Source organism: Klebsiella sp. MBT K-1, from assembly GCF_002556465.1.
In the GTDB taxonomy this organism is placed as follows: domain Bacteria; phylum Pseudomonadota; class Gammaproteobacteria; order Enterobacterales; family Enterobacteriaceae; genus Klebsiella; species Klebsiella grimontii.
Genome location: NZ_PDEL01000004.1, coordinates 49,518 through 72,781, shown reverse-complemented (window position 1 = coordinate 72,781; position 23,264 = coordinate 49,518). Strand labels below are relative to the sequence as shown.

The 23,264-nt window shown below is 58.9% G+C and carries 21 protein-coding genes; 11 read left to right on the top strand and 10 right to left on the bottom strand.

Annotated elements, in window-relative coordinates; genetic code table 11:
• Positions 1-270 precede the first annotated feature (270 nt).
• Positions 271-1,146, bottom strand: coding sequence for an extended-spectrum class A beta-lactamase OXY-6-7 (locus CMQ96_RS06860; protein ID WP_098066351.1), 876 nt, complete (start codon positions 1,144-1,146; stop codon positions 271-273).
• A 162-nt stretch (positions 1,147-1,308) separates the two neighbouring features.
• Between CMQ96_RS06860 and CMQ96_RS06855 the strand changes: the two genes are divergently transcribed.
• Positions 1,309-2,340 carry a Gfo/Idh/MocA family protein gene (locus CMQ96_RS06855; protein WP_098066348.1) on the top strand — a complete coding sequence of 344 codons (1,032 nt, stop codon included), beginning with the start codon at positions 1,309-1,311 and terminating at the stop codon, positions 2,338-2,340.
• 39 nt (positions 2,341-2,379) lie between these two features.
• On the opposite strand, the gene CMQ96_RS06850 is transcribed toward CMQ96_RS06855, so the two are convergent.
• On the bottom strand, positions 2,380-3,387 hold the full coding sequence (locus CMQ96_RS06850) for a Gfo/Idh/MocA family oxidoreductase (protein WP_024358906.1): 1,008 nt from the start codon (positions 3,385-3,387) through the stop codon (positions 2,380-2,382).
• 99 nt (positions 3,388-3,486) lie between these two features.
• Here CMQ96_RS06850 and CMQ96_RS06845 point away from each other — a divergent pair, with 99 nt between their 5' ends.
• The 4 genes from CMQ96_RS06845 (at position 3,487) to CMQ96_RS06830 (ending at position 8,431) form a co-directional block, all read left to right on the top strand.
• Positions 3,487-4,506 (top strand): LacI family DNA-binding transcriptional regulator, encoded by a 1,020-nt coding sequence (locus CMQ96_RS06845; RefSeq protein ID WP_049088998.1) that lies wholly within the window; start codon positions 3,487-3,489, stop codon positions 4,504-4,506.
• A 450-nt stretch (positions 4,507-4,956) separates the two neighbouring features.
• Positions 4,957-5,880: a sugar ABC transporter substrate-binding protein gene (locus CMQ96_RS06840; protein WP_004848507.1), complete on the top strand. Its 924-nt coding sequence runs from the start codon at positions 4,957-4,959 to the stop codon at positions 5,878-5,880.
• Positions 5,881-5,904: 24 nt separating this feature from the next.
• Positions 5,905-7,389 carry a sugar ABC transporter ATP-binding protein gene (locus CMQ96_RS06835; protein WP_004130130.1) on the top strand — a complete coding sequence of 495 codons (1,485 nt, stop codon included), beginning with the start codon at positions 5,905-5,907 and terminating at the stop codon, positions 7,387-7,389.
• A gap of 19 nt (positions 7,390-7,408) precedes the next feature.
• On the top strand, positions 7,409-8,431 hold the full coding sequence (locus CMQ96_RS06830) for an ABC transporter permease (protein WP_170873311.1): 1,023 nt from the start codon (positions 7,409-7,411) through the stop codon (positions 8,429-8,431).
• A gap of 44 nt (positions 8,432-8,475) precedes the next feature.
• Here the strand turns inward: CMQ96_RS06830 and CMQ96_RS06825 are convergent, their stop codons facing one another.
• The 7 genes from CMQ96_RS06825 to CMQ96_RS06795 are packed head-to-tail and all read right to left on the bottom strand — an operon-like array spanning position 8,476 to position 14,942.
• A complete protein-coding gene (locus CMQ96_RS06825) occupies positions 8,476-9,717 on the bottom strand; it encodes a Zn-dependent hydrolase (protein ID WP_064371467.1) in 1,242 nt (413 codons plus the stop codon).
• Positions 9,714-10,196 (bottom strand): L-2-amino-thiazoline-4-carboxylic acid hydrolase, encoded by a 483-nt coding sequence (locus CMQ96_RS06820; protein WP_004137832.1) that lies wholly within the window; start codon positions 10,194-10,196, stop codon positions 9,714-9,716. The genes CMQ96_RS06825 and CMQ96_RS06820 overlap by 4 nt, the downstream gene beginning before the upstream one ends.
• A gap of 17 nt (positions 10,197-10,213) precedes the next feature.
• Positions 10,214-11,371 carry a branched-chain amino acid ABC transporter substrate-binding protein gene (locus tag CMQ96_RS06815; RefSeq protein WP_064411389.1) on the bottom strand — a complete coding sequence of 386 codons (1,158 nt, stop codon included), beginning with the start codon at positions 11,369-11,371 and terminating at the stop codon, positions 10,214-10,216.
• 27 nt (positions 11,372-11,398) lie between these two features.
• Positions 11,399-12,118 (bottom strand): ABC transporter ATP-binding protein, encoded by a 720-nt coding sequence (locus tag CMQ96_RS06810; protein ID WP_098066345.1) that lies wholly within the window; start codon positions 12,116-12,118, stop codon positions 11,399-11,401.
• On the bottom strand, positions 12,111-12,878 hold the full coding sequence (locus CMQ96_RS06805) for an ABC transporter ATP-binding protein (protein WP_098066342.1): 768 nt from the start codon (positions 12,876-12,878) through the stop codon (positions 12,111-12,113). The genes CMQ96_RS06810 and CMQ96_RS06805 overlap by 8 nt, the downstream gene beginning before the upstream one ends.
• Positions 12,875-13,981, bottom strand: a complete 1,107-nt coding sequence (locus CMQ96_RS06800) for a branched-chain amino acid ABC transporter permease (RefSeq protein WP_004135278.1) — start codon at positions 13,979-13,981, stop codon at positions 12,875-12,877. The genes CMQ96_RS06805 and CMQ96_RS06800 overlap by 4 nt, the downstream gene beginning before the upstream one ends.
• Positions 13,982-13,991: 10 nt before the next feature.
• A complete protein-coding gene (locus CMQ96_RS06795; RefSeq protein ID WP_004135279.1) occupies positions 13,992-14,942 on the bottom strand; it encodes a branched-chain amino acid ABC transporter permease in 951 nt (316 codons plus the stop codon).
• A gap of 171 nt (positions 14,943-15,113) precedes the next feature.
• Between CMQ96_RS06795 and CMQ96_RS06790 the strand changes: the two genes are divergently transcribed.
• The 6 genes from CMQ96_RS06790 to CMQ96_RS06765 all read left to right on the top strand — a co-directional run bounded on the left by CMQ96_RS06790 (position 15,114) and on the right by CMQ96_RS06765 (position 22,159).
• Positions 15,114-16,043 (top strand): LysR substrate-binding domain-containing protein, encoded by a 930-nt coding sequence (locus CMQ96_RS06790; protein WP_098066339.1) that lies wholly within the window; start codon positions 15,114-15,116, stop codon positions 16,041-16,043.
• Positions 16,044-16,254: 211 nt separating this feature from the next.
• Positions 16,255-18,135 (top strand): beta-glucoside-specific PTS transporter subunit IIABC, encoded by a 1,881-nt coding sequence (locus CMQ96_RS06785; protein ID WP_098066336.1) that lies wholly within the window; start codon positions 16,255-16,257, stop codon positions 18,133-18,135.
• On the top strand, positions 18,132-19,556 hold the full coding sequence (locus tag CMQ96_RS06780; protein WP_049088982.1) for a glycoside hydrolase family 1 protein: 1,425 nt from the start codon (positions 18,132-18,134) through the stop codon (positions 19,554-19,556). The genes CMQ96_RS06785 and CMQ96_RS06780 overlap by 4 nt, the downstream gene beginning before the upstream one ends.
• A complete protein-coding gene (gene licT, locus CMQ96_RS06775; RefSeq protein WP_024358899.1) occupies positions 19,553-20,392 on the top strand; it encodes a BglG family transcription antiterminator LicT in 840 nt (279 codons plus the stop codon). The genes CMQ96_RS06780 and licT overlap by 4 nt, the downstream gene beginning before the upstream one ends.
• Positions 20,393-20,541: 149 nt before the next feature.
• Positions 20,542-20,880 (top strand): helix-turn-helix domain-containing protein, encoded by a 339-nt coding sequence (locus CMQ96_RS06770; RefSeq protein WP_024358898.1) that lies wholly within the window; start codon positions 20,542-20,544, stop codon positions 20,878-20,880.
• Positions 20,870-22,159, top strand: a complete 1,290-nt coding sequence (locus CMQ96_RS06765) for a type II toxin-antitoxin system HipA family toxin (protein WP_098066559.1) — start codon at positions 20,870-20,872, stop codon at positions 22,157-22,159. Before CMQ96_RS06770 ends, CMQ96_RS06765 begins: the two co-directional genes overlap by 11 nt.
• Positions 22,160-22,243: 84 nt before the next feature.
• On the opposite strand, the gene CMQ96_RS06760 is transcribed toward CMQ96_RS06765, so the two are convergent.
• Positions 22,244-23,248 (bottom strand): LacI family DNA-binding transcriptional regulator, encoded by a 1,005-nt coding sequence (locus tag CMQ96_RS06760; protein ID WP_004135287.1) that lies wholly within the window; start codon positions 23,246-23,248, stop codon positions 22,244-22,246.
• Between the last annotated feature and the right edge of the window lie 16 nt (positions 23,249-23,264).

Sequence of the window (23,264 nt, the reverse complement as noted above, 5' to 3'; positions counted from 1 at the left end):
TATGTGGCGGCTGTCTATTCAGGCTGTCCCGCAGGCGGCGCGTTGCGCCGGTCCGCAGACGGCGGTGAACCCGTAGCCCCGGCAAGGCGCGTTGAGCGCCGCCCCCGGGAGCAGAGCGCAGAGTCGCTGAATGTCCCGGAGGCGATGCTGCGCATCTGTCCGGGCTACCGGTCCGCAGACGGCGGTGAATCTGTAGCCCGGGCAAGGCGCGTTGAGCGCCGCCCCCCGGGAGCAGAGCGCAGAGGGTTGCAGTTCGGGCCTGTTCCCGGACTACAGCCCTTCGGTCACGATTTTCGCCGCCGCGGCTAACACCTCTTTGCGGCTTTTCGCATCCTGCTGCGGCTGGGTAAAATAGGTCACTAACACCAGCGGGGCATGATTTTCCGGCCAGATCACCGCGATATCGTTGGTGGTGCCGTAATCTCCGGCGCCGGTTTTATCCCCGACCGCCCAGCTTGCGGGCAGGCCTGCGCGAATGCTTTGCCCGCCGGTGGTATTGCCTTTTAGCCACGTCACTAACTGGGCGCGCTGCTGTTCGCCCAGCGCATTGCCCAGCGTCAGCTTGCGCAGGCTTTCGGCCATCGCCAACGGGGTGGTGGTATCGCGCTTATCGCCGGGTATCGCGCTGTTCAGCGCCGGCTCCGTACGATCGAGACGAAAAGTAACGTCCCCGATGCTCTGGGCGAATGCGGTCACCTTTTCCGGTCCGCCAAGGTAGCTAATCATCTTATTCATCGCGGTATTGTCGCTGTACTGCAGCGCCGCCGCGCTGAGTTCCGCCAGGGTCATTCCGCTTTGCAGATGTTTTTCGGTAATCGGGCTCCAGACCACTAAATCCGATTTTTTAATCTCCAGCCTTTTATTCAACACATCGGGATGGCTTTCGCTCTGCTTTAACACCGCGGCGGCGGCCATCACTTTACCGGTGCTGCACATGGCAAAACGTTCGTCGCCGCGATAAAGGGTTTGCGAATCATCCGCCGTGTTAATCAGCGCCACGCCCAGCCGGCCACCGGACCGTTTTTCTAAATTAGCCAGCTTTTGCTGGATAGCATCGGCACTGGCCCATAATGAACCGCTCGCCAGCAGCAGCGGAACGGCGGCGGCGGCCATCAGGGCGCTTTTACGCCACGAACTTTTCAACATCTCTGACTCCTTGATAGTGATGAGCTGCCCGGACTATCCGCGACTCCCGCGCTTTTGACAAGCACTATGTCGATGATGGAATTCCATCATAAATTCGTTATTCGTCCTCCTCCGCGCCTGCTTATAGTGTCCCTCCCCGGCAAAATAAAATCAGGAGCCGCTATGTTCCCGTCACAGTTACCAAAACCGCGCCACCACGCCGCCTCGGCGATCCCCACGCTGCGCTGGGGGATTATTGGCCCCGGCTGGATTGCCGAGCGCTTTGTGAAATCGTTAAAAGAGCTCAGCCGCCAGCAGGTGGTTGCCGTCTCCTCGCGCACGCAGCAAAAAGCCGACGCCTTTGCCGCCCGCTGGGGGATCCCGCAGGCTTACGCTCAGGTGGATGAGATGCTGGCGCGACCGGATATTGACGCGGTATATATTGCCACGCCGCATAACCACCACTTTACCGACGGGCTGCGTGCGCTGCGGGCGGGCAAACATGTGCTGATTGAAAAGCCGTTTGCGCTGAACCGGCGGGAAGGCGCGGCGCTGAAAGCGGAAGCCGTGAAGCAGGGGACGCTGGCGATGGAGGCGATGTGGTGCGACTACGCGCCGAAGTATGACGTGATTCGCCAGCTGCTGGAGGACGGCGTTCTGGGCGACCTGCACACGCTGCTCGCCGATCACGGCGAATTCTTTACCCCGGATCATCGCATTTTTAATGCCGATCTCGCCGGCGGGCCGATGATGGATCTCGGCAGCTATCTGACCTCATTCAGCGTGATGGTCGGCGGCGTACCGCAGGATATTATCGCCCGCGGACGCCCCGCCCAAAGAGGCGTCAACGGGCAGATTTCGATGCTGTTTAACTGGGAAAAGGGCCTCCAGGGATTATTGAACACCACCCTGTTCAGCAACACGCCGGGCGGCGCGGTGGTGGCCGGACGCGATGCGACTCTTACCCTTGACGGGCAGTTCTACGCGCCGGGGAATTTTACCCTCGCCGCCAGTCAGGGCGGGCAGGTGCTGCATTGGGAGGAGCCGCGCAACCGCTACGACCAGCTGTTTTATCAGGCCGAGCATTTTGCCTGGTGCGTCGGTCAGGGGCTGACGGACTCGCCGATCCGCCCGCTGGCCAGGGTGCTGGAAAACCTGAGCGTGATGGATGAAGTGCGGCGGCAGATTGGCGTGGTATTTAACGAAGAGCGCTAAGCGAAGCGGCCCCGTATGCCGACCGCATACGGGGCTTTTTTACGCCAGCGGTTCGACGCTGACAAATTGCCCCTGCTGCAGCGAGAGCACGGCGGCTTCGGCGATGGCCTGCGCCCGCAGGCCGTCCAGCAGCCCCGGCAGGTCCGCCACCTCTTCTCCGCCTAGCGAGCGGACAAACGCGTCCAGATGCGCGTAGTACGATCCCTCGACGCGGCTGAACCAGTCCGGGTAGAGGCCGGGCTGAATGCGGCGCTCTCCCTGCCACAGCGTGACGCCGCGCGTTGTCTGGCTGCCGGACTCCAGCACGCCATCCGAGCCAAGCAGACTAATGCGCTCATCGTAGCCGTGGCCGGTACGCCGGGTGTTGTCCAGCTGCGCCATTGCGCCGCCGCGCATCCGCAGCATCAGAATGGAAGTATCGACATCGTCGAATTCAGCAATTTCCGCCAGCGCCAGCGCATCCCCCATGGCGGCGACGGTTGTCACTTCATCACCGGTAAGAAAGCGCAGCAGGTCAAAGAAGTGAATCGCCTGGTCGCGCATCTGGCCGCCGGAGCTGCGCAGATATTCCAGCGGCGGCATAATCGATGCCCGACACACCATCTGCACCAGTTCGATTTTGCCAATCACCCCGGCCTCGATCTCCCGGCGCAGCTGCTGGTGGCTGGCGTCGAAGCGGCGGTTAAAGCCAACGGTCACCGGTACCCCGAGCGGCAGCACTTTCTCGACGACCTGGCGGGCGCGGGCCAGCGAAAGATCGATCGGTTTTTCGCAGTAGACCGCTTTCCCGGCGCGGGCGGCAGCCTCCAGCAGCGCCGCGTGTGAAGGCGTCGAGCTGGCGATCAGTACCGCGTCAATGGCGTCGCTATTGATGGCCTCGGCGACGGTTACCGCCCGCGCGCCGTAGCGGGACGCCAGCGCTTTCGCCCGTTCGGGGTCGGCGTCAGCCACCATGGACAGAACGGTTCGCTCATGGCGAGCGAGGCTGGCGGCGTGAACCTGGCCGATAAAACCGCTGCCCAACAAGGCAAAACGAATGCAGGTCATTTTTTTCTCCAGAAAGAGGGATTCAGCGTTGCCAAAGTAATCCGTTTGCTACACTGACCGACACAGGCGTTTTGATGGATTTCCATCATGGGGGAAACGATGAAAAGCATGTCGCTGGAGGCGCTGGCTAAACGGATTGGCGTGGGCGTAGCAACCGTTGACCGGGTGCTTAACGAACGCGGCGGCGTGTCGCCGGAAACCACGCGTAAGGTGCTGCAGGCCGCACGGGAAGCCGGGCTGAAGCGCATTCTGCCGGAAGAGCGCCGTCTCCCGTGGCAAATAGAAGTGTTTCTCAGCGGTAACGATTCGCGCTTTTTCACCCGCCTGACGCAGGATTTCGCCGACGTGGCGGATAGCCTTGGCTATCGCCGACTGACGCTGCACCGTACGCTGGTGGCGGAGTCCGCGCCGGAAAAGCTGGCGAAAAGCATTATCCGCAGCAGCAAAAAGCGCCATGCGCTGATTGTCTTTGGCAACGAACATCCGCTGGTCTACGAGGCTTTGCGCCAGTGCCGCGAGGCGAACGTGCCGGTGATTACGTTGGTTACCGATCTGCCCGGCGCGCAAAGGCTTTGCCACGTCGGCATCGATCAGCAGCAGGCTGGCCGCACCGCGGGCAGGATGATGGGATTAATGGCGCATCGGCCTGGAGAAGTGCTGATGCTCAGCGGACGCCAGGACTTCAGCGCCCATCGTTTGCGTATTCAGGGATTCCGCGAGGTGATAACCCAGCGCTTTCCGCATCTGCAGCTCGGCGAGGTGCTGGCGGGGGAGGACAACCGGCAGCGGATCGACCGCCTGCTGGAAGAGGCCCTGCGCCGCAACCGCGACGTGGTGGGCATCTACAATACCGGGCTGGGCAACACGCAGGTGGCGCAGGCGCTGGCTCGCCACCGCCGCTACGGCGAGTGCTGTTGGATCACCCATGAACGTTACCGCACCACCCGTGAACAGCTGGCGCAGGGCGGAATGGCGTTGACGATCGATCAGCATGCCCATCAGCATGCCCGCCTGGCGGTGGAGCTGGCTCTGCGTCACCTGGAAACCGGCTATCAGCCGCATCTCTTTAGCGACGGCAAGGTCGAATTTATCCTTTACAGCGCTGAAAACGTCGACTGAACGCTCGCGGTCCGCGTGACAATATCCCCTTTTAACCCCGTATCTGATACCCCGTTTCAAACCGCTGCCGCTATCGGCGCGCCGCGCGGCAAACCGTCGCCTGCCTCTCATTTTTTGCGCGTTTATGCGTCAATGTTAGATGTGTGTCAAAGTTCTGTTAACGCGTAGTTTTAAAATTTTCATTTCAGTTATTTACTTATAAAAGTTTCATATGTGTTGTTAATGAAATAAATGGTCTGGAATTTTTCTTTCGCGACAAATGGACTGATGTTTCAAAAAACCATTTTAAAACAACTGAATTTTGTGATTTCGATCACCCGTGAAAAAGGCGCCAGCGCGCAGGCCGTTTTTTCGAAAAGCTGAAAAAGCAGGCGCTTAGCGCACGATTAATGAAACTATTTTTTCATTTTACCTTACCTAACCGATGCACCTGAAAATAAAGGATCAACTATGAACATCAAGAAAACGGTTGTTGCCTCTTTGATAGCCTGCATGCTGCCAGCGGTCGTGATGGCGAAAGATATTTCGGTCGGTGTTTCGATGGCGCTTTTCGATGACAACTTCCTGACGATTCTGCGCACCGCCATGCAAAAAGAGATGCAAAAAGACGGCGTTAAGGCGCAGGTGGAAGATGCCAAAGGCGACGTCTCCCAGCAGCTACAGCAGGTACAGAACTTTATTGGCCAGGGCGTCGACGCGATTATCGTCAACCCGGTGGATACCAACGCGGTCAAACCGATTATGGACCAGGCGACCAAAGCGGGCATTCCGCTGATCTTTGTTAACCGCCGCCCGCAGGCGCAGCTGACCGACAAAATGGCCTACGTCGGCTCCGACTCGGTGCTGGCGGGGCGCTTACAGATGGAAGCGTTAGCCAAAGCGATGAACGGCAAAGGTAACGTCGCCATTCTGCTCGGCGACCTGGCGAATGAATCGACCCGTGACCGCACCAAAGGCGTCGAAGAGGTGGTGGCGAAGTACCCGGATATCAAAATCGTGCAGAAGCAGACCGCTAAATTTACCCGTAACGACGCCGTTGACGTGGTCAGCAACTGGATGACCAGCGGCGAAGACATTCAGGCCATCGCCTCCAACAACGATGAAATGGCGATCGGCGCGCTGCAGGCGCTGGGTAAAAACCCGAACCATATCCTGATTGCCGGCGTGGACGGGACGCCCGATGCCCTGCAAATGCTCAAAAACGGCAAAATGATCGCCACGATTTTCCAGGATGCCAAAGGGCAGGGCGAAGGCGCGGTGGATGCCGCCATTAAGCTGGCCAACGGCGAGAAAGTGGAAAAGATCATTGACGTCCCTTACCAGCTGATCACCAAAGACAACATGGCTGAGTTCGTCAATCGCAACCAGAAATAGTCGCTCAGGGTACGGAGGTGAAGTATGAACGCTTTTGCACTTGAAGCCGAAGGGATCAGCAAATTCTTCCCCGGCGTGAAGGCGCTCGACAACGTCTCATTACGCGTGCGCCCGGGGACGGTGCACGCGCTGATGGGCGAAAACGGCGCCGGAAAATCCACGCTGATGAAATGCCTTATCGGGATCTACCGTCCCGATAAGGGCGCGATCCGCGTTAAAGGGGAGCCGGTCCAGTTTCAGGATACGATGGACGCGCTGCGCTCCGGGATCTCGATGATCCACCAGGAGCTGAACCTGGTGCCGCACATGACGGTGGCGGAAAATATCTGGCTCGGCCGCGAGCCGATGAAATATGGTTTTGTCGATCATCGCCAGCTTGCCCGTCAGACGCAGGATCTGCTGGATAAATTGAATATCCGATTATCCGCCGACCGGCTGGTGGGGGAGTTAAGTATCGCCTCCCAGCAGATGGTGGAAATTGCCAAAGCGGTTTCGTGGAACGCGGATATTGTGATTATGGATGAGCCGACCTCGGCGTTAACCGAGAGCGAAGTGGCGCATCTGTTTACCATTATTCGCGATTTACGCCAGCAGGGAAAAGCCATTATCTATATCAGCCATAAAATGGATGAGATTTTCGCGATTACCGATGAGATCAGCGTATTTCGCGACGGCACCTGGGTCGGCAGTAAACAGACCACCGAGTTTACCCGCCAGTCGCTGATTACCCAGATGGTCGGCCGGGAGCTCACCCAGCTCTTTCCCAAGTTCAATAACGCTATTGGCGAAGAGGTGCTGACCGTCCGCAATCTATCGCGCAAGGGGGCGTTTCACGATATCAACTTTAGCGTCCGCCGCGGCGAAATCCTCGGCGTGGCGGGGCTGGTGGGAGCCGGGCGCAGCGAAGTGATGGAGAGCCTGTTCGGCATGGAGAAAGCCGATAGCGGCGAAGTGCTGATTGATGGGATGCCGGTCAATATTGATTCGCCTTCGACGGCGATTGAGAAAGGGATGGCGTTGCTGACGGAAGACCGGAAAAAGTCCGGGCTGTTTCTCGTGCTGTCGGTGCTGGAGAATATGAGCATCGTCAAAATGCCGGAATATATCGGTAAAACCGGCTTTGTTCAGCACCTCAAAATGGCCGAAGACTGCATGGAGCAGATCCGCCGCCTGAATATTAAAACCCCCACCATGGATCAGATTATTAATAACCTCAGCGGCGGTAATCAGCAGAAGGTACTGATTGCCCGCTGGCTGCTGGCGCAGCCGAAAATACTGATCCTCGATGAGCCGACGCGCGGAATCGACGTCGGGGCAAAAGCGGAAATTTACCATCTGATCAGCGAGCTGGCCAACCGCGGCGTGGCGGTGATTATGGTCTCTTCAGAATTACCTGAGATTCTCGGGATGAGCGATCGGGTGATGGTTATGCACGAAGGGCGTATTACCGGCATCCTCGATAAAGAGGATGCCGACCAGGAAACCATTTTGTCGTTGGCATCCCATTGAGGCACAGAGAATGAGCAATATGAAAATAACGGCAACCCCGATCACTGAGAAACCCTCTTTCTTTGGGCAATTACGCCACCGGCTGCCGAAAGATACCGGGATATTTATCGTCATGCTGGTGATTGCCCTGACTTTTGAAATTGCCGGCTGGTACGTCCGCGACCAGTCCTTTTTATTAAACACCAATCGCCTGATATTAATTGTTTTACAGGTAGCGATTATCGGTATTATCGCGGTCGGGGTCACCCAGGTCATTATTACCACCGGCATTGATCTCTCCTCCGGGTCGGTGATCGCGCTCGCCGCCGTGGTGGCGGCAAGCCTTGCGCAAACCTCCGATAGCCTGTCGCCGATGTTCCCGTCGCTGGTCAATATGCCGGCGATTATCCCGATTGGCGCCGGTATCGGCGTCGGCCTGCTGTGCGGCTTAACCAACGGCTTTCTGGTGACCCGCACCGGCATCCCGCCGTTTATCGCGACGCTTGGGATGATGGTGTCGGCGCGCGGTCTGGCGCAGTATTACACTCAGGGCAACCCCATCAGCTTCTTATCCGACAGCTTTACCGCCATCGGCCAGGGGGCGATGCCGGTGATTATTTTCTTCGTCGTCGCCGCGGTGTTCCATATTGCCCTGAAGCATACCCGCTACGGTAAATACGTTTACGCTATCGGCGGTAACATGACGTCGGCCAAGGTCTCCGGTATCAACGTGAATAAATACCTGGTGATCGTCTATGCCATCGCCGGGGCGCTCTCCGGCCTCGCTGGCGTGGTGCTGGCGGCGCGCGTCAGCAGCGGGCAGTCGAGCATGGGCATGTCCTACGAACTGGATGCTATCGCCGCGGCGGTTATCGGCGGCAGCAGCCTGATGGGCGGGGTGGGGCGCATCACCGGGACCTTAATCGGCGCGATGATCCTCGGCCTGATTAAAAGCGGTTTTACCTTTGTCGGCGTCGACGCCTACGTGCAGGATATTATCAAAGGCATCATTATCGTCGCGGCGGTGACTATCGATATGCGCCGCAACCGCAAAAAGCATTAATCGGCAATAGCCCACGGCCTGTACTGCCGTGGGCCATGTCGCGTTTATGCCGCGCCGCAAGCGGACTCATCCGCGGCAAGACGTAAACTGTTGAGCAGCACGTTCGCCCCTTTCTCCGCCCATTCCGGCAGAATGTTCTCCGCTTCGTTATGGCTAATGCCCTTCTCGCAGGGAATGAAAATCATGCTGGCGGGCGCGACCTTGCTGATATAGCAGGTATCGTGACCGGCGCCGGAGACCATGGTTCGCGCGCTATAGCCCAGTTCGTCCGCCGCTCGCTGGCTGCGCGCCAGACACTCGCCATCAAAGGCAATGGGCGCGTAATCAAAAATGCGCTCGACGTTTGCCGCCACGCCCCGCGCCGCCAGCGCTTCAGCGGCGCGATGCAGTTCCCGTTCCATGGCTTCCAGCGCCGGGGATTGCGGATGACGAAACTCGACGCTGCACGCCACGCGTCCCGGCACCACGTTGCGCGAGCCCGGTATGACCTGCGCCATCCCAATAGTCGCGCGCCCGTCGGGATTATGGGCGATACCGATATGCTCCACCGCCAGCGCCAACTCGGCGAAAGCGGTCAGCGCGTCGCGGCGGCTGCCCATCGGCGTGGTGCCTGCGTGGGCGGAAAAGCCCTCCAGGGTGACGTTGAACCAGCGCTGGCCCATTGCCGCGTGAACGAGGCCGATATCAACGCCTTCTTCTTCCAGAATCGGCCCCTGTTCGATATGCACTTCGTAGCAGGCGTGGAGCGGGAAGGCGGCGGCCGGACATTCCCCGCGATAGCCGATAGCCTCCAGCGCCGCGCTAACGCTGATGCCGTCGCGGTCTATACGGGCGAGGGCGAAATCTTCGCTAAACTGCCCGGCCCACACGCCGGATGCCAGCATCGCCGGGGCAAAGCGCGCACCCTCTTCGTTGGTCCAGTTCACCAGCACGATATCGCGTTCGGTCTCAATGCCGCGATCGTTCAGCGTGCGCAGCGCCTCCAGCCCGGCGAGGACGCCGTAAATGCCGTCATAGCGGCCGCCGAGCGGCTGGGAGTCGACGTGGGAACCGGTCAGCACCGGGGCTAACTGCGAATTTTTACCGGCGCGGCGAATAAACATATTGCCCATGCTGTCGACTTCGCAGGGAAAGCCGGCTTCCCGCGCCCACTGGCGCAGCAGGTCGCGCGCCTGACGATCCTCTTCGCTGAGCGCCAGCCGGGTCACGCCGCCTGCCGGCGTGGCGCCGAGCAGCGCCATCTCGTTGAGCGTCGACCACAGACGTGCGCCGTTGACGGTTATCATGACTTGTCCTTTTGCACGCGATAGCGGAAGTCACAGCACTTACCGCCCTCCATGATGGTGGTGGTGCGGGTCAGCTCCACGTCCGGGGCGTAGCCGACGATAAATTTATCGTCGCGGGCGCAAGAGAGCAGGTGGCCAATCTCGCCGAGGCCCATTTCGTGATACATCTCGGCGTAGCGGCAGCGGTTTACGTTGTAGTTATACTGCTGGTCGTCGGCGTCCAGCACCGTGACCTCCAGGGCATTATCTTTCTCCCACAGATACTGCAGCGCGACAAAGCTGCGAATATCCGCGCCGTCAGGCTCCTGGCGGGCAAACGCTTTTCCCGCCTCAATGGCGGCGTTTTCAATCGCTTCGCCGATGACCGCCTGGGCGCGAGCCTTACCTATCTCGCGTACCAGGATGTCGTAAATCGGCTTGATTATTTCTGCTTCAATTTTGCGGCGGGCGAGAATGCCCAGCTCATTATGATCACTCATCACATTGCCTCACTGCGTTACTGCGTTGTTGCGCCGCCGAGTACGGTTTGCGGCTGCCATTTGCCCTCGACGACTTTATAAACGGTAAAGGTTGGCGATTTCAGGTTGCCCTCTTTATCAAAGGCGATTTGTCCGGTCACGCCGGCGTAGTTAATGGCGCGCAGGGCGGGCAGATAGTCGGCGGGATCGACGGAGTCGGCTTTTTCCATCGCCGCGACCAGCACGCGGGTAGCGTCATAGGCGAACGGCGCGTGCAGTTCGATATGGGTGTGATAGCGCGACTGGTAGGCCTGCTCGAAGGCTTTACCGCCCGGCATCCGCTCGACCGGCAGTCCCGGCTCCAGCGCCACCACGCCGTCGCCCTCTTTCTGCGCCAGCTGGAGGAAGGTCTGGCTAACGAAGCCACCTGCGCCCATCAGGGTAGCGTTCATGCCCAGCTGTTTGATGCGGCGCGCCAGCGGGGCGGCCTGACTATCGACGCCGCCAAAGAAAATCAGGTCGGCGTTTTTGCTGCGGATCGCGGTCAGCACGGCGCTGAAGTCGACGGTTTTGTCATCGACGTACTGGCGATCGACGATATTGATTCCCTGTGCTTCCAGCGACTTAATAAACTCATCCGCCAGCCCCTGGCCGAAGGCGGTACGGTCATCGATGACCGCGATGCGTTTGGCCTTCAGGGTTTGTACCGCGTACTGTCCGGCAAACTGGCCGCCGTCATCGTCGTGGCCCATCACGCGGAAACTGGTGTCGAAGCCCTGTTTGGTGTAGGCGTGCCCGGTGGCGACCGGCGCGACCTGGGCGATGCCCGCATCGTGGTAAACCCGCGCAGCGGGAATGCTGGTGCCGGTATTCCAGTGGCCGACGACGCCCGCGACGCCGCTGTCCACCAGACGCTGGGCGACGGCAACGGCGGTGCGTGGGTCGGACTGATCGTCTTCCGACTGCAGCTTGAAGGTTACCGCCTTGCCGCCGATGGTCGGGTGCTGCTTGTTGATATCGTCAATCGCCAGCTGCGCGCCGTTTTCCAGATCCTTGCCGATACGCGCGGAAGGGCCGGTGAGCGGGCCAGCCAGGCCGATAATAACGGTTTCGCTGGCCGCGGACCACGCGGCGGATGAGGCAAAACCACTGAGCAGAATAGCGGCGCTGAGCGCGCTGATTTTTACGGTTTTCATTGTTTTTCCCTGATGCTGGTTGGTGTGTTAAACGGACATTTCGCCCAAATAAATCTGTGCAATACGATCGTCGGCCAGCAGCGTCTGCGACGGACCGCGCTCGACGATGCTGCCGCTATCCATTACCCAGGCGCTGTCGGTCGCCTCCAGCGCCAGACGTGCGTTCTGCTCGATCAGCAGCAGCGCGACGCCGCGCTGGCGCAGGGTGGCGATAACGCGAAAAATGTTCTCGACCATCAGCGGCGCCAGGCCCATTGACGGCTCGTCGAGGATCAGCAGGCGCGGCTGGCTGAGCAGGGCGCGGTTGAGCGCCAGCAGTTGCTGTTCACCGCCGGAGAGCAGCCCCGCCAGCTGATGCTGGCGTTCGGCGAGGCGCGGGAAATTAGCGAAGATGGCGCCCATCTCCTGCTTTACCGCCGCCGCGTCGCGTCGGAGCCAGGCGCCCATTTGCAGGTTTTCCAGCACCGTCATGCGGGCAAAGATGCCGCGTCCTTCCGGCACCATCACCAGTCCTTCGCGCAGCAGGGATTCGGCCCGATGTTTGCGGATCGGCTTGCCGTTAAACAAAATTTCACCGCTAAAGGGTTCCAGCCCGGTAATGGCGCGCACGGTGGAGCTTTTGCCCGCGCCGTTGGCGCCGATAAGCGTGGTCTGCTCGCCCTCTTTAACGCTGAATGAGACGTCGCGCACCGCCTGGATGCCGCCGTAGTGGACGCTAAGCTGGTTGACGGTTAATAAATCAGACATGGATATTGCCTCCCAGCCAGGCGGCGATCACCGCCGGATCGCGGCGTACGGTATCCGGCGTGCCGCTGGTTAACGTTTTGCCGTAATCCAGCACCATCAGGCGATCGCAGATCCCCATTACCAGCTTGACGTCATGCTCAATCATCAGCAGCGTTTTGCCGTCGTCACGAATGCGCAGCAGCAGTTCGCCAAGGGCCATCTTCTCGGCGGCGTTCATTCCGGCCGCCGGTTCATCCAGCGCCAGCAGGCGCGGTTCGGTGGCCAGCGCGCGGGCAATCTCCAGCCGCCGTTGGTGACCGTAGGCGAGGTCGCAGGCGCGATAGTGGGCGAACTGCGAGATGCCGGTATAGTCCAGCAGGTGCCAGGCCAGCTCGCGGGTTTGCGTCTCCTCGGCGCGGGCGCGTTTATGACGGGAGATCGCGGCCCACAGGCCGTTGCGGGTGCGGACGTGGCGGCCCACCATAACGTTCTCCAGTACCGACATGTTGTTAAACAGCCGCACGTTCTGGAAGGTGCGGGCGATGCCCGCGGCGGTCACTTTCTCAATATTGCTCGGAAAATAGGCTTCGCCACCGATAGCGAACTCGCCACTGTCCGCCGGGTAGAGGCCGGTAATCAGGTTAAAGCAGGTGGTTTTCCCCGCGCCGTTGGGGCCGATCAGGCCGTAGATTTCACCCTGATTAATACTCAGCGATACGTTGTCGACCGCCTTCAGACCGCCGAAACGCTTAGTCATATGGCATACGCTTAACAGGCTCATGCTTTCGCTCCTTGATGTCGCGCGGGCCAGATGCCCTGCGGGCGCAGAAGCATGACCAGCACCAGCGCCAGGCCGTAGAACAGCTGGCGCAGCACTTCCGGGTCAATCAGCACTTCGCCAAACAGCGCCTGCTGTACCGGCGCCGCCTGGCTGCGCAGCAGCTCCGGCAGCGCGGTCAGCAGCACCGCGCCGAGGATCACGCCGGGGATATGCCCCATCCCGCCCAGCACCACCATCGCCAGCACCGCAATCGACTCCTGCAGGGTAAAGGATTCCGGCGAAACGAAGCCCTGAAATGCGCCGAACAGCGCGCCCGCCACGCCGCCGAATGAGGCGCCGATAGCGAAAGCCAGCAGTTTGTAGTTACGCAGGTTGATGCCCATCGCCCGGGCGACGTCTTCATCCTCGCGGATGGCGTGCCAGGCGCGGCCAATGCGCGAATGCTGCAGCCGCAGGCAGACGAAAATAATCGCCACAATCACCAGCATCAGAAGGTAGTACCACAGCCACAGCGCCGGGACTTTAAAGCCGAACCAGTGATAAACGCCGCTAAACTTGAGGCCGAACAGATTCAGCGAATCGACCCCGGAGATGCCTTTTGCGCCGTTGGTGATGTTGACCGGACGGTCGAGGTTGCGCATCAGGATGCGGATAATTTCGCCGAACCCGAGGGTGACAATCGCCAGATAGTCGCCGCGCAGCTTCAGCGTCGGCGCGCCCAGCACGATACCGCAGCCTGCCGCCACCAGCGCGGCGAGCGGAATAATCACCAGCCAGGAGGTGTGCAGGCCGTCCGGAAACCAACTATTTAAAATCGGGAAGACGTCCAGCAGATGCGGAGAAGCCAGCAGCGCCGCCAAATACGCGCCGACGGCGTAAAAGGCGATAAAGCCCATATCCAGCAGGCCGGTATAGCCGACCACAATATTCAGCCCCAGCGCCAGCATAACGTAGAGCAGGGCGAAGTCGATGACCCGCACCCAGTAGTTGCCGCCGAGCTGGCTGGCGACCATCGGCGCCACCAGCAGCGCGCAGACCAACAGGGTCATCCCGGACCAGAAGCGGCGGGAGACGGCAGGAGTATCGAGTTGTAGCGTTGTCATGATTTTTCTCCTAAGCCCGGTGCGCGACGCGTTCGCCGAGCAAACCGGCCGGGCGGAAGACCAGCACCAGGATCAGCACCATAAAGGCGAAAATATCCTGGTAGTTGCTGCCGAAGACGCCGTGGGTCAGGTCGCCGAGATAGCCCGCTCCGAGGGATTCGATAAGCCCCAGCAGCAGGCCGCCGATCATCGCGCCGCGAATATTGCCGATGCCGCCGAGCACCGCGGCGGTAAAGGCTTTAATGCCGGGCAGAAAGCCCATGGAGAAACCAGCGCTGCCGTAGTTGCTGGCCATCATCACGCCAGCCAGCGCGGCGAATACGCCGCCGATGGCGAAAGTGAGGGCGATAATCGCGTTAGGGTTAACGCCCATTAGCGTAGCGATGCGTGGATTTTCCGCTACCGCGCGCATACCGCGGCCTAAGCGGGTGTATTCCACCAGCAGCCACAGGCCAAGCATCACCGTGAGGGCCAGCGCGACGGTGACGATACCGGTGACGGTAATGAGAGCCGGAGGATGCGCTGCGCTGCCGTGGGTCACGGCGATCGGATCCATTGGCAGGATCTGCGGGAACATCAGCGGATTGCGCGACCAGACGATCATCGCCACGGTTTGCAGCAGCACCGAGACGCCGATCCCGGAGATCAGCGGCGCCAGGCGCGGGGCGTTGCGCAGGCGGCGGTAGGCAAAGCGTTCGACCGCCATCGCCAGCAGGGCGCAGACCGTCATGGCCAGCAGCAGCGCCAGCCCGAGCTGCGCCAGCGGCGGCAGAGTGGGGAAATGCGCGTTCAGGGCGTGCATCCCGGAAAGGGTGGTCAACGCGCCGACCATCAGAATGTCGCCGTGGGCAAAGTTAATAATGCGCAGGATGCCGTACACCATGGTATAGCCGAGCGCGATCAGGGCGTAGATGCTGCCGAGCATGACCCCGTTGATGATTTGTTGTATGAGTGTGTCCAACTGATTGTTCCGACAAGATGCTCAAATAATAGCTACCATCCAACAAATGAATTAAATTGTAAAATACGCATATATTCTTTCTTATTATAAATGTGTGGTTAACTAACATTATGATTTTAAATATAATTTAATAAATCGCTGGATAGCGTAATGCGCTAAGAAAATCAATATATGAAAAAAACAGAACAATCGGAGGCGCCGGGTAGCTGGTCGCAGAGTACTTTGGTAAACGATCCGCCGCTGCGGGCGGTGCGCGCCTTCGAGGCGATCGCGCGCCTCGGCAGCGTAACCCTGGCGGCGCAGGAGCTGGCGATATCGCCCTCGGCGGTTAGCCATCAGCTCAAAGTGCTGGAAGGCTATTTGCAGATCCCGCTCACCGAACGTCAGGGGCGACGGCTGACCCTCAGCCAGCAGGGGCGGGAGTATTATCGCTCGATCCGCGCGGCGTTTAACGTGCTGCGCCAGGCCACCGAGCATCTGGTCGAGCAGGTGCAAACCCAGCAGGTGACGATCAGCCTGATCCCGCTGTTTGGCATGGGTTGGTTTATTCCCCGCCTGCCGTCATTCGTGCACGCCAATCCGCATACCGAAATCAACGTGGTCTACGCCAACCATCGCAACTATCTTAGCGACGCTTCCGATATGTCGATCCGCTTTGGCAACGGTCACTGGGTGGGCTATCAAAGCGAAAAGCTGATTTCCGGCAAAATGGTGCCGGTATGCAGCCAGGCCTTTTTACGCCTGCACGGGCATATTGATACCCCGGAACAGCTGTTGCAGATGCCGCTGCTGCACGACGAGGAGCGCACGACCTGGAATCAGTGGTTTGTACAGCAGGGAGTGAAGCGCCCGCCGCGCTCGACCGGGCCGCTGTTTGAGGATGGCCTGTTGACCCTCGCGGGCGTGCAGGCCGGGCTGGGCTGCGCGCTCATGCGCGAGCCGCTGATCGCTCCCTATCTGAAGAGCGGCGAGTTGGTGAAAATCTTCGATGCGGCAATTGATGATGGCCGGGATTATTATCTTTGCGTACGTCAGGATAGTGATATGACCCCCAACGGTAAGCTATTGCAGAGCTGGCTATGCCAGCAGGCCCTCGGTTGATATTTAGTTAAGAATTTACTTAATCCAGCTCACATTTTTGTTCGGTTGCCATTGTCATTACGCAGGGGCGCTTAGATAATCCGCCGAAATAACCCATTTTTATGATGGCGTGCTACTGCGAAAGCAGGCAAGACCAAAATAGAAATGCTCTCCCGCCAAGGGGAGCGTCTCTGTTTTGGTCTTTTTTTTTGCCCCAACACCAGGGAACACTATGAACTATAACGAAACAGCAGACAAAATCCTCCACGCGGTGGGCGGTGCGGAGAATATCCGTATGCTCACCCATTGCGCCACCCGGCTGCGCATGGAGTTCAACGACCGCGCAAAGGTAAACGATGCGCAGATTGGCACCCTCCCCGGCGTGATCAGCGTGGTGGAGAAGGGCGGCCAGTTCCAGATTGTGATCGGTAACGAGGTGCAGCAGGTTTACCGGCGGCTCAATAAGGCGCTGCCGGAGAAAAAAGTCCCGGCAGGCGGCGATAAAAATGCGAAGCCGGCCGGCATCGTCGCACGGATTATCAGCGTTATTTCGACCACCTTTACCCCGGTGATCCCGGCGATTACCGGCGCGGGGATGATTAAAGCGCTGTTGGCTATTCTCAAGCTCACCGGGGTGATTAGCGAGACCAGCTCGACGTATCAGCTGCTGAATATTATTGCCGACGCCGCCTTCTTCTTCCTACCGGTGCTGCTGGCCTACGGCGCATCGCTGAAGTTTGAATGCAACCCGATTCTGGCGATGACCCTCGCGGGCGTGCTGCTGCATCCGGGCATCGGCCAGATGCTGGCGGCCGGTAAAGCGGTCGATTTTGTCGGCATCAACGTCCTGCTTTCCGATTACGCCGGTTCGGTGCTGCCGATCATTCTGACGGTGTGGCTGATGTCGTGGGTGGAACGCTTTGCCGAAAAAGTCTCGCCGTCGATTATTAAATTCTTTGTTAAGCCGATGCTGATCCTGCTGATTACCGCGCCGCTGGCGCTGGTGGTGGTCGGCCCGGCGGGCATTTTGCTTAACGACCTGGTGGCCGCGGGGGCGGGCGCTATCGACCGCCACGCTAGCTGGTTGATCCCGATGCTGATGGGCACCCTGCAGCCCTTCCTGATCATTACCGGCACCGCCTGGGCGATGACGCCGATCGCCACCGGACAGCTGAGTAAAAGCGGTTACGAGATGATTAACGGACCGGGGATGCTGGCGTCCAACGTGGCGATGGGGGCGGCGACGCTGTGCGTGGCGCTGAAAACTAAAAATAGCAACCTGCGCCAGCTGGCCTCTTCGTCGGGCTTTACCGCGCTGCTGGGGATCACCGAACCGGCGCTGTACGGGGTGCTGCTCAAGTTTCGCCGCGTGCTGATTGCCGCGATGATCGGCGGCGGCTGCGCCGGGGTCTACGCCGGGGTGAGCGGGCTGGTGCGCTACGCGTTTGTCTCGCCAGGCCTCGCGGCGCTGCCGGCGTTTATCGGCGAAAACCCGATGAACATCGTCCATGCGCTGGTAACCTGCGCGATCTCCATCGTGGTGACCTTTACTCTGACCTGGTTTATCGCTTTTAAAGACGTTCCTGAGGAACAAGAGGAAGTGGGCGAGGCGCCGCAGCCTGCGGTGAGCCCGAAAAACGAGGGGGAGACGGAAGTATTCAGCCCGCTGCGCGGCCAGGTGGTGGCGCTCAGCGAAGTGAACGATGACGTCTTTTCCGGCGGCCTGCTGGGCGAGGGCCTGGCGATTCGTCCCGAGGAAGGGGTACTGCGCGCGCCGTTTAGCGGCACGGTGATGATGTTTCTGCCGTCGTGCCACGCCGTTGGCCTGCAGAGCGACAGCGGTCTTGAGCTGCTGATCCATATCGGTATCGACACCGTTAATCTTAACGGCCAGCACTTTAGCTCTACGCTGAAGGTGGGCGATAGGGTGGAAGCGGGACAGGAGCTAATCCGCTTTGATATTCCCGCCATCGAGCAGGCCGGGTATGACCTGATCACCCCGGTGATTGTGGTCAACGGCGACGAGCAGCACTCACTGCGCCTGACTGCCGCCGCGCAGGTCGATTACGGGGAGCAACTGATGGTGCAATCCGCTAAGGAGGCGCAGGCATGATTTATCAAAAGAAAGCGCAGTTCCCGGACGGTTTTCTGTGGGGCGCGTCCACCTCAGCCTATCAGGTCGAGGGCGCGTGGAATGAAGAGGGTAAAGGCCCTTCGGTGGTCGATATGCTCAGCCATCCGCCGGGAACGGCGGACTTCCGCATCGCCAGCGACCACTATCATCGCGTGGAGGAGGACGTCGCGCTGATGGCGCAGATGGGGCTGAAGGCCTACCGTTTTTCGGTGGCCTGGTCGCGGGTGATACCTGACGGCGATGGCCCGGTGAATCCGACCGGGCTGGCGTTTTATCACCGCCTGATCGACGCCCTGACCCGCCATGGCATCACCCCCATCGTCACGCTGTACCACTTCGACCTGCCGTGGGCGCTGGAGCTTAAAGGCGGCTGGCTGAACCGCAAAACCGGGGAGGCATTCGTGCGCTATGCCAGGCTCCTGTTCAGCGAATTTGCCGCCAAAGTTCCGCTCTGGCTGACCATCAATGAACAGAACACCATGATCCTCCATCCCGGCGCGATTGGCGTGCCAGCGGATCGCGAACTGCCGGACAAGAAGGCGCTGTACCAGCAGAATCATCATATGATGCTGGCCCAGGCGCAGATCTTCGCCCTGTGCCACCGCGAGTTCCCCGGGCTGCGCATCGGCCCGGCGATAAACACCACGTCGATGTACGCCGAAAGCTGTAAGCCTGAGGACGCCATCGCCGCGCATAACTGGGAGACGCTGCGCTGCTGGAGCTTTCTGGATGTTGCGGCGCATGGCCGCTACAACGCCCTGGCGTGGGCCTATATGCAGGATCGCGGCCTCGCGCCGGAGCTGCAGCCGGAAGATGCGCTGATTTTGCAGCAGGGGAGGCCGGACTTTATCGCCATTAACTACTACTCGACCGCTACCATTGCCGCCAGCCGGGGCGACGGCGGCGACGTTGCGCCCCGCGCCGGGGACCAGCAAATTATGCTGGGCGAAGAGGGGGTTTATCGTCCGGCGGAAAACCCGTGGGTTGGCAAAACCCCCTACGGCTGGGTGGTCGATCCGGTGGGGCTGCGCCTGACGCTGCGTAAAGTGTGCGAACGCTACGGCCTGCCGATTCTGATTAGCGAAAACGGCATGGGCGCGCCGGATAAGCTGGCGCCTGATGGGACGGTAAATGACGACTATCGCATCGCCTTCTTACAGGCGCATATTGAGCAAATGCGCCTGGCGATAGCCGACGGCGTCGAGCTGATGGGCTACTGCCCGTGGGCGGCGATTGACGTGGTCAGCACCCATCAGGGATACGCCAAGCGCTACGGTTTTATTTATGTCGATCGCGGCGAGGATGACCTGAAAAGCCTGCAAAGGATCCGCAAACGCAGCTTCTGGTGGTATAAGGATGTCATCGCGCAAAACGGCAACCACGACGAGTCGCAGAGATGATTGTTCAGAAGGTGCTCAATAATAGCCTGGTGCTCTCTATGGATGACGATAGCAGGGAGGTTATCGTCATGGGGAAAGGCATTGGCTTCAACAGCAGACCCGGGGATGAGATCGCCCCGGAGAAGATTGAGAAGCTGTTCGTGACCCAGGCGCTCGGCGCGCGCAGCGGCTATCTTGAGGCGCTCTCCGCCATTCCGGATGAGGTCATTGAAATGGCGGCGATGATTATTTCCCGCGCCAATATGCAGCTCGCCAGCAAGGTTCGCGAGCAGATTTTCTTTACCCTCGCCGACCACCTGACCTTTGCCATCGAGCGCAGCCGCAAAGGGATCGCCATTCAAAATCGCCTGCTGCCGGAAGTCAGGCGTTTTTATCCGCAGCAGTTCCGCGTCGCCAGCGAGGCGGTAACGATTATTCGCCAGCAGTACGGGATTGAACTGCCGGAGGAGGAAGCCGGGAATATCGCCTTTCATCTGGTAAACGGCCAGAGCGAGGGCGACGACGTGGCGCAAACCATGCAGTCGGTGAAGATGCTGAAGGATATTTTTAATCTCGTGCAGTATCACTTTAAACAGCCGATAGACACCGACTCGATTAACTACTCGCGTTTTCTGGTCCATATGCAGTTTTTCCTCCAGCGTCTACAAGAGGGAGAGCTGGACGGCGCGCGGGACAGTTTTCTGCTGGTGCAGGTGATTAAGGAGTATCCGGAGGCGTACCGCTGCGCGCTGCTGATCCGCGATTACGTCAAAGCCCAGCTCGATATCACCCTCGGCGGCAACGAGCTGTTATGGCTCACCGTTCATCTGGTGCGTATCGCGGGCCTGGATGCGTGAACGTGTTCTATTAATGGGGCGTAATAGCCATTTCTGTTTTTTTTATGGGACATGAGCTCTTTGGAATGACTGAGTTGGCTCATTTGTAGTGTTCTATAAACAGGTTATAATCGCTAACTAAGTTCTATTAATAAGACAAGAGAAGCATTATGGCAAAGCCGTCAACCCGAACCTACTCTCGTTACAGTCGCGATGCAGCACGGTTGCTGGGAATGATGATCCGCACCGCGCGCATAGAATCCAGACTCACTATCGAGGAGCTGGCAGAACGTGCTGGCGTGTCGCGTGGGCTGGTTTATCGTGCTGAGGAAGGCGATATGGGATGTGCGATTGGCGCGGTATTTGAACTGGCGACAATAGTGGGCGTGCCGCTGTTTACGCCAGATAGTTCTGCTCTGGCGTTACATATTGCTAATGCAGAGAAAACGCTGTCATTAATGCCGCGTGCGGTTCATCACTCAAGGAAGGTGATAAATGATGACTTCTGAAAATAGCCTTGAGCAAGTGTATGTCTGGATCTGGCTGCCTGGAGCAACAGAACCCGTTGTCGCCGGAGTGTTAAGCAGAGACAACGGTCGGTTTATTTTCAACTACGGCCGCAGTTATCTGGAGCGGAAAGAGGCGATAGCGGTTTATGTGCCGGAGCTTCCTTTAGTCAGAGGCGCAATGGTACCTGCCCCTGGTTTGCAAATGGCTGGCGCGTTACGCGATGGAGCTCCTGATGCCTGGGGGCGGCGAGTTATTCTGAACCGACTGATGGGCGCACAAGGCAGAGATACCGATCCCAACACCCTGGATGAAATGACCTACTTACTTGAGTCCGGTTCCGATCGGATTGGTGGTCTTGATTTTCAGCGCTCTGCGACGGAGTACGTTCCACGCGCGGCCCGAGGAGTATCGCTTGAAGAGCTTATGCAGGCAGCGTCGATGGTGGAAAACGGTATACCGTTAACCGTCGATCTTGAACAGGCGTTATTTCACGGCACTTCACTCGGTGGAGCACGACCAAAAGCGATGATCGAATTTGGGAATCGTAAATTTATCGCTAAATTTTCTTCTTCAACAGATACCTATAATGTTGTTAAAGGCGAATATATCGCCATGCGCCTGGCAGGCTGCGTTGGGTTGAATGTTGCGCCTGTTCTCTTTCGCCATACTACTGGTAAAGATGTTTTGCTTATCGAGCGTTTTGATCGCGTCCAAAGCAAGACCGGTTGGCAACGCCGCCTGATGGTGTCAGCGCTGACTATCTTTGGTCTTGATGAAATAATGGCAAGATATGCGAGCTATGAAGATTTGGCGGACATTATACGTCAGCGTTTTAGTGCCCCTAAAGAGACGCTGCGGGAGCTGTTTGGGCGACTTGTTTTTAACATTATTTGTGGTAATACCGACGATCATGCCAGAAACCATGCGGCATTTTGGGATGGTAAAAGGCTTAGCCTGACGCCTGCATATGACATTTGTCCTCAAGGGAGAGCCGGCAATGAAGCCACACAGGCTATGCTGATCGTAGGCGAAAATCGGATGAGTAACCTTGCGGTTTGCCTGTCGGCTGCCGACCGTTTTTTACTGAGCAGACGTGAAGCCATTGAGCTTATTGCCCATTATCTCGATACGGTCCATATGAACTGGAAAGCCCTCGGCGATGAGGTGGGGTTAAGTGAAGTGGACAGAAAACTCTTCTGGGGAAGGATGTTTTTTAATCCTTTCATATTTGAAGGCGCGCCAGAAGAGATTTTGAGACTACGTAAGTCGTGGCTTTAACGCGTCCGGTGCCACTGCATTTTCAACGCGGCAAGACAAATAGTCCGTTAACGCGTTTCGATAACCTTTTAAACCTCCGTAGTATCAACGATGCCGAAACTGCAGCGTCGCCGGCAGGTAGCGCTGTAGCGGCTCGGGCGTGTTGCCGTCAATCAGCTGGCTTATCAAATCGTAGCAGTGCCAGGCCAGCTGGCGGTTGTCCTGCTGGACGGTATCGATACGCAGCGACAGCGAATCGTAGAGATAGTGATCGTCAAAGCTCGCCAGGTGGATGTCTGAATCGAGCAAATGGTGCTGGCTCATATAGCGCAGCACCCCTTCCAGCAGCCCGCAGGCGGCGGTAAACAGCGCCTTTGGCGGCCGACCCAGACGCGCGCAGAGGGCGGCGAACATCTCATAGCCGGAGCTGGGATGGTAGTTGCCGTTGATCACCCACTCCGGGCGCAATTCAATACCCGCCTGGGCCAGACCCTGCGTAAACCCGGCCAGACGATCGCGGGAGGGCGACAGGCGCGGCTGGCCGCCTAAAAACCAGAACTCATCGCGATGCTGAGGCGCGATGCGGGCAATCAGCTCCGCCGTCGGGGTAATTGAATCGGTCATCACCAGCGGCAGGGCGCTTTCATTCGGGTAGCGGTCAAACAGCACCACCGGCAGCTGTTCGCTGAGCTTGAGATAGTCGGCATCGGCGTGCATACAGGAGGCGACGATCAACCCGTCGACCTGACGGGCAATCATGTTATTGACCACCATGCTCTCCTGACCGGGGTTTTCGTCGGTACAGGAGATCAGCAGCTGGACGCCCGCCTCGCGGCACAGCATCTCCAGCTCATGGGAAAAGACCGCAAAGCCGTAGTTGGTGATCTCCGGCACCACCAGGCCGATGGTGTGGCTGCGGTTATCGCGCAGGGAGCGGGCGTGAATGCTCGGCTGATAGTGCTGCTCGCGGGCAATCGCCAGCACGCGCTCGCGCGTCTCCTGCGCCACGCGCAGCTCTTTGCCACGCCCGTTCAGCACCAGGCTGGCGGTCGCTTTGGAAACGCCCGCCAGTTCGGCGATATCTTTAATGGTTACGCGTTTGGTTTTCATTACGACGCCATGAGCC

Excerpts from the sequence above, each read along its gene's own strand:
- licT (WP_024358899.1), top strand. The coding sequence starts at position 19,553 with ATGATTGTTCAGAAGGTGCTCAATAATAGCCTGGTGCTCTCTATGGAT.
- CMQ96_RS06810 (WP_098066345.1), bottom strand. The coding sequence starts at position 12,118 with ATGTCTGATTTATTAACCGTCAACCAGCTTAGCGTCCACTACGGCGGC.
- CMQ96_RS06840 (WP_004848507.1), top strand. The coding sequence starts at position 4,957 with ATGAACATCAAGAAAACGGTTGTTGCCTCTTTGATAGCCTGCATGCTG.
- CMQ96_RS06855 (WP_098066348.1), top strand. The coding sequence starts at position 1,309 with ATGTTCCCGTCACAGTTACCAAAACCGCGCCACCACGCCGCCTCGGCG.
- CMQ96_RS06760 (WP_004135287.1), bottom strand. The coding sequence starts at position 23,248 with ATGAAAACCAAACGCGTAACCATTAAAGATATCGCCGAACTGGCGGGC.
- CMQ96_RS06790 (WP_098066339.1), top strand. The coding sequence starts at position 15,114 with ATGAAAAAAACAGAACAATCGGAGGCGCCGGGTAGCTGGTCGCAGAGT.
- CMQ96_RS06825 (WP_064371467.1), bottom strand. The coding sequence starts at position 9,717 with ATGATAACCGTCAACGGCGCACGTCTGTGGTCGACGCTCAACGAGATG.
- CMQ96_RS06800 (WP_004135278.1), bottom strand. The coding sequence starts at position 13,981 with ATGACAACGCTACAACTCGATACTCCTGCCGTCTCCCGCCGCTTCTGG.
- CMQ96_RS06780 (WP_049088982.1), top strand. The coding sequence starts at position 18,132 with ATGATTTATCAAAAGAAAGCGCAGTTCCCGGACGGTTTTCTGTGGGGC.
- CMQ96_RS06815 (WP_064411389.1), bottom strand. The coding sequence starts at position 11,371 with ATGAAAACCGTAAAAATCAGCGCGCTCAGCGCCGCTATTCTGCTCAGT.
- CMQ96_RS06830 (WP_170873311.1), top strand. The coding sequence starts at position 7,409 with ATGAAAATAACGGCAACCCCGATCACTGAGAAACCCTCTTTCTTTGGG.
- CMQ96_RS06820 (WP_004137832.1), bottom strand. The coding sequence starts at position 10,196 with ATGAGTGATCATAATGAGCTGGGCATTCTCGCCCGCCGCAAAATTGAA.
- CMQ96_RS06845 (WP_049088998.1), top strand. The coding sequence starts at position 3,487 with ATGAAAAGCATGTCGCTGGAGGCGCTGGCTAAACGGATTGGCGTGGGC.
- CMQ96_RS06765 (WP_098066559.1), top strand. The coding sequence starts at position 20,870 with ATGACTTCTGAAAATAGCCTTGAGCAAGTGTATGTCTGGATCTGGCTG.
- CMQ96_RS06785 (WP_098066336.1), top strand. The coding sequence starts at position 16,255 with ATGAACTATAACGAAACAGCAGACAAAATCCTCCACGCGGTGGGCGGT.
- CMQ96_RS06770 (WP_024358898.1), top strand. The coding sequence starts at position 20,542 with ATGGCAAAGCCGTCAACCCGAACCTACTCTCGTTACAGTCGCGATGCA.
- CMQ96_RS06835 (WP_004130130.1), top strand. The coding sequence starts at position 5,905 with ATGAACGCTTTTGCACTTGAAGCCGAAGGGATCAGCAAATTCTTCCCC.
- CMQ96_RS06850 (WP_024358906.1), bottom strand. The coding sequence starts at position 3,387 with ATGACCTGCATTCGTTTTGCCTTGTTGGGCAGCGGTTTTATCGGCCAG.
- CMQ96_RS06860 (WP_098066351.1), bottom strand. The coding sequence starts at position 1,146 with ATGTTGAAAAGTTCGTGGCGTAAAAGCGCCCTGATGGCCGCCGCCGCC.
- CMQ96_RS06805 (WP_098066342.1), bottom strand. The coding sequence starts at position 12,878 with ATGAGCCTGTTAAGCGTATGCCATATGACTAAGCGTTTCGGCGGTCTG.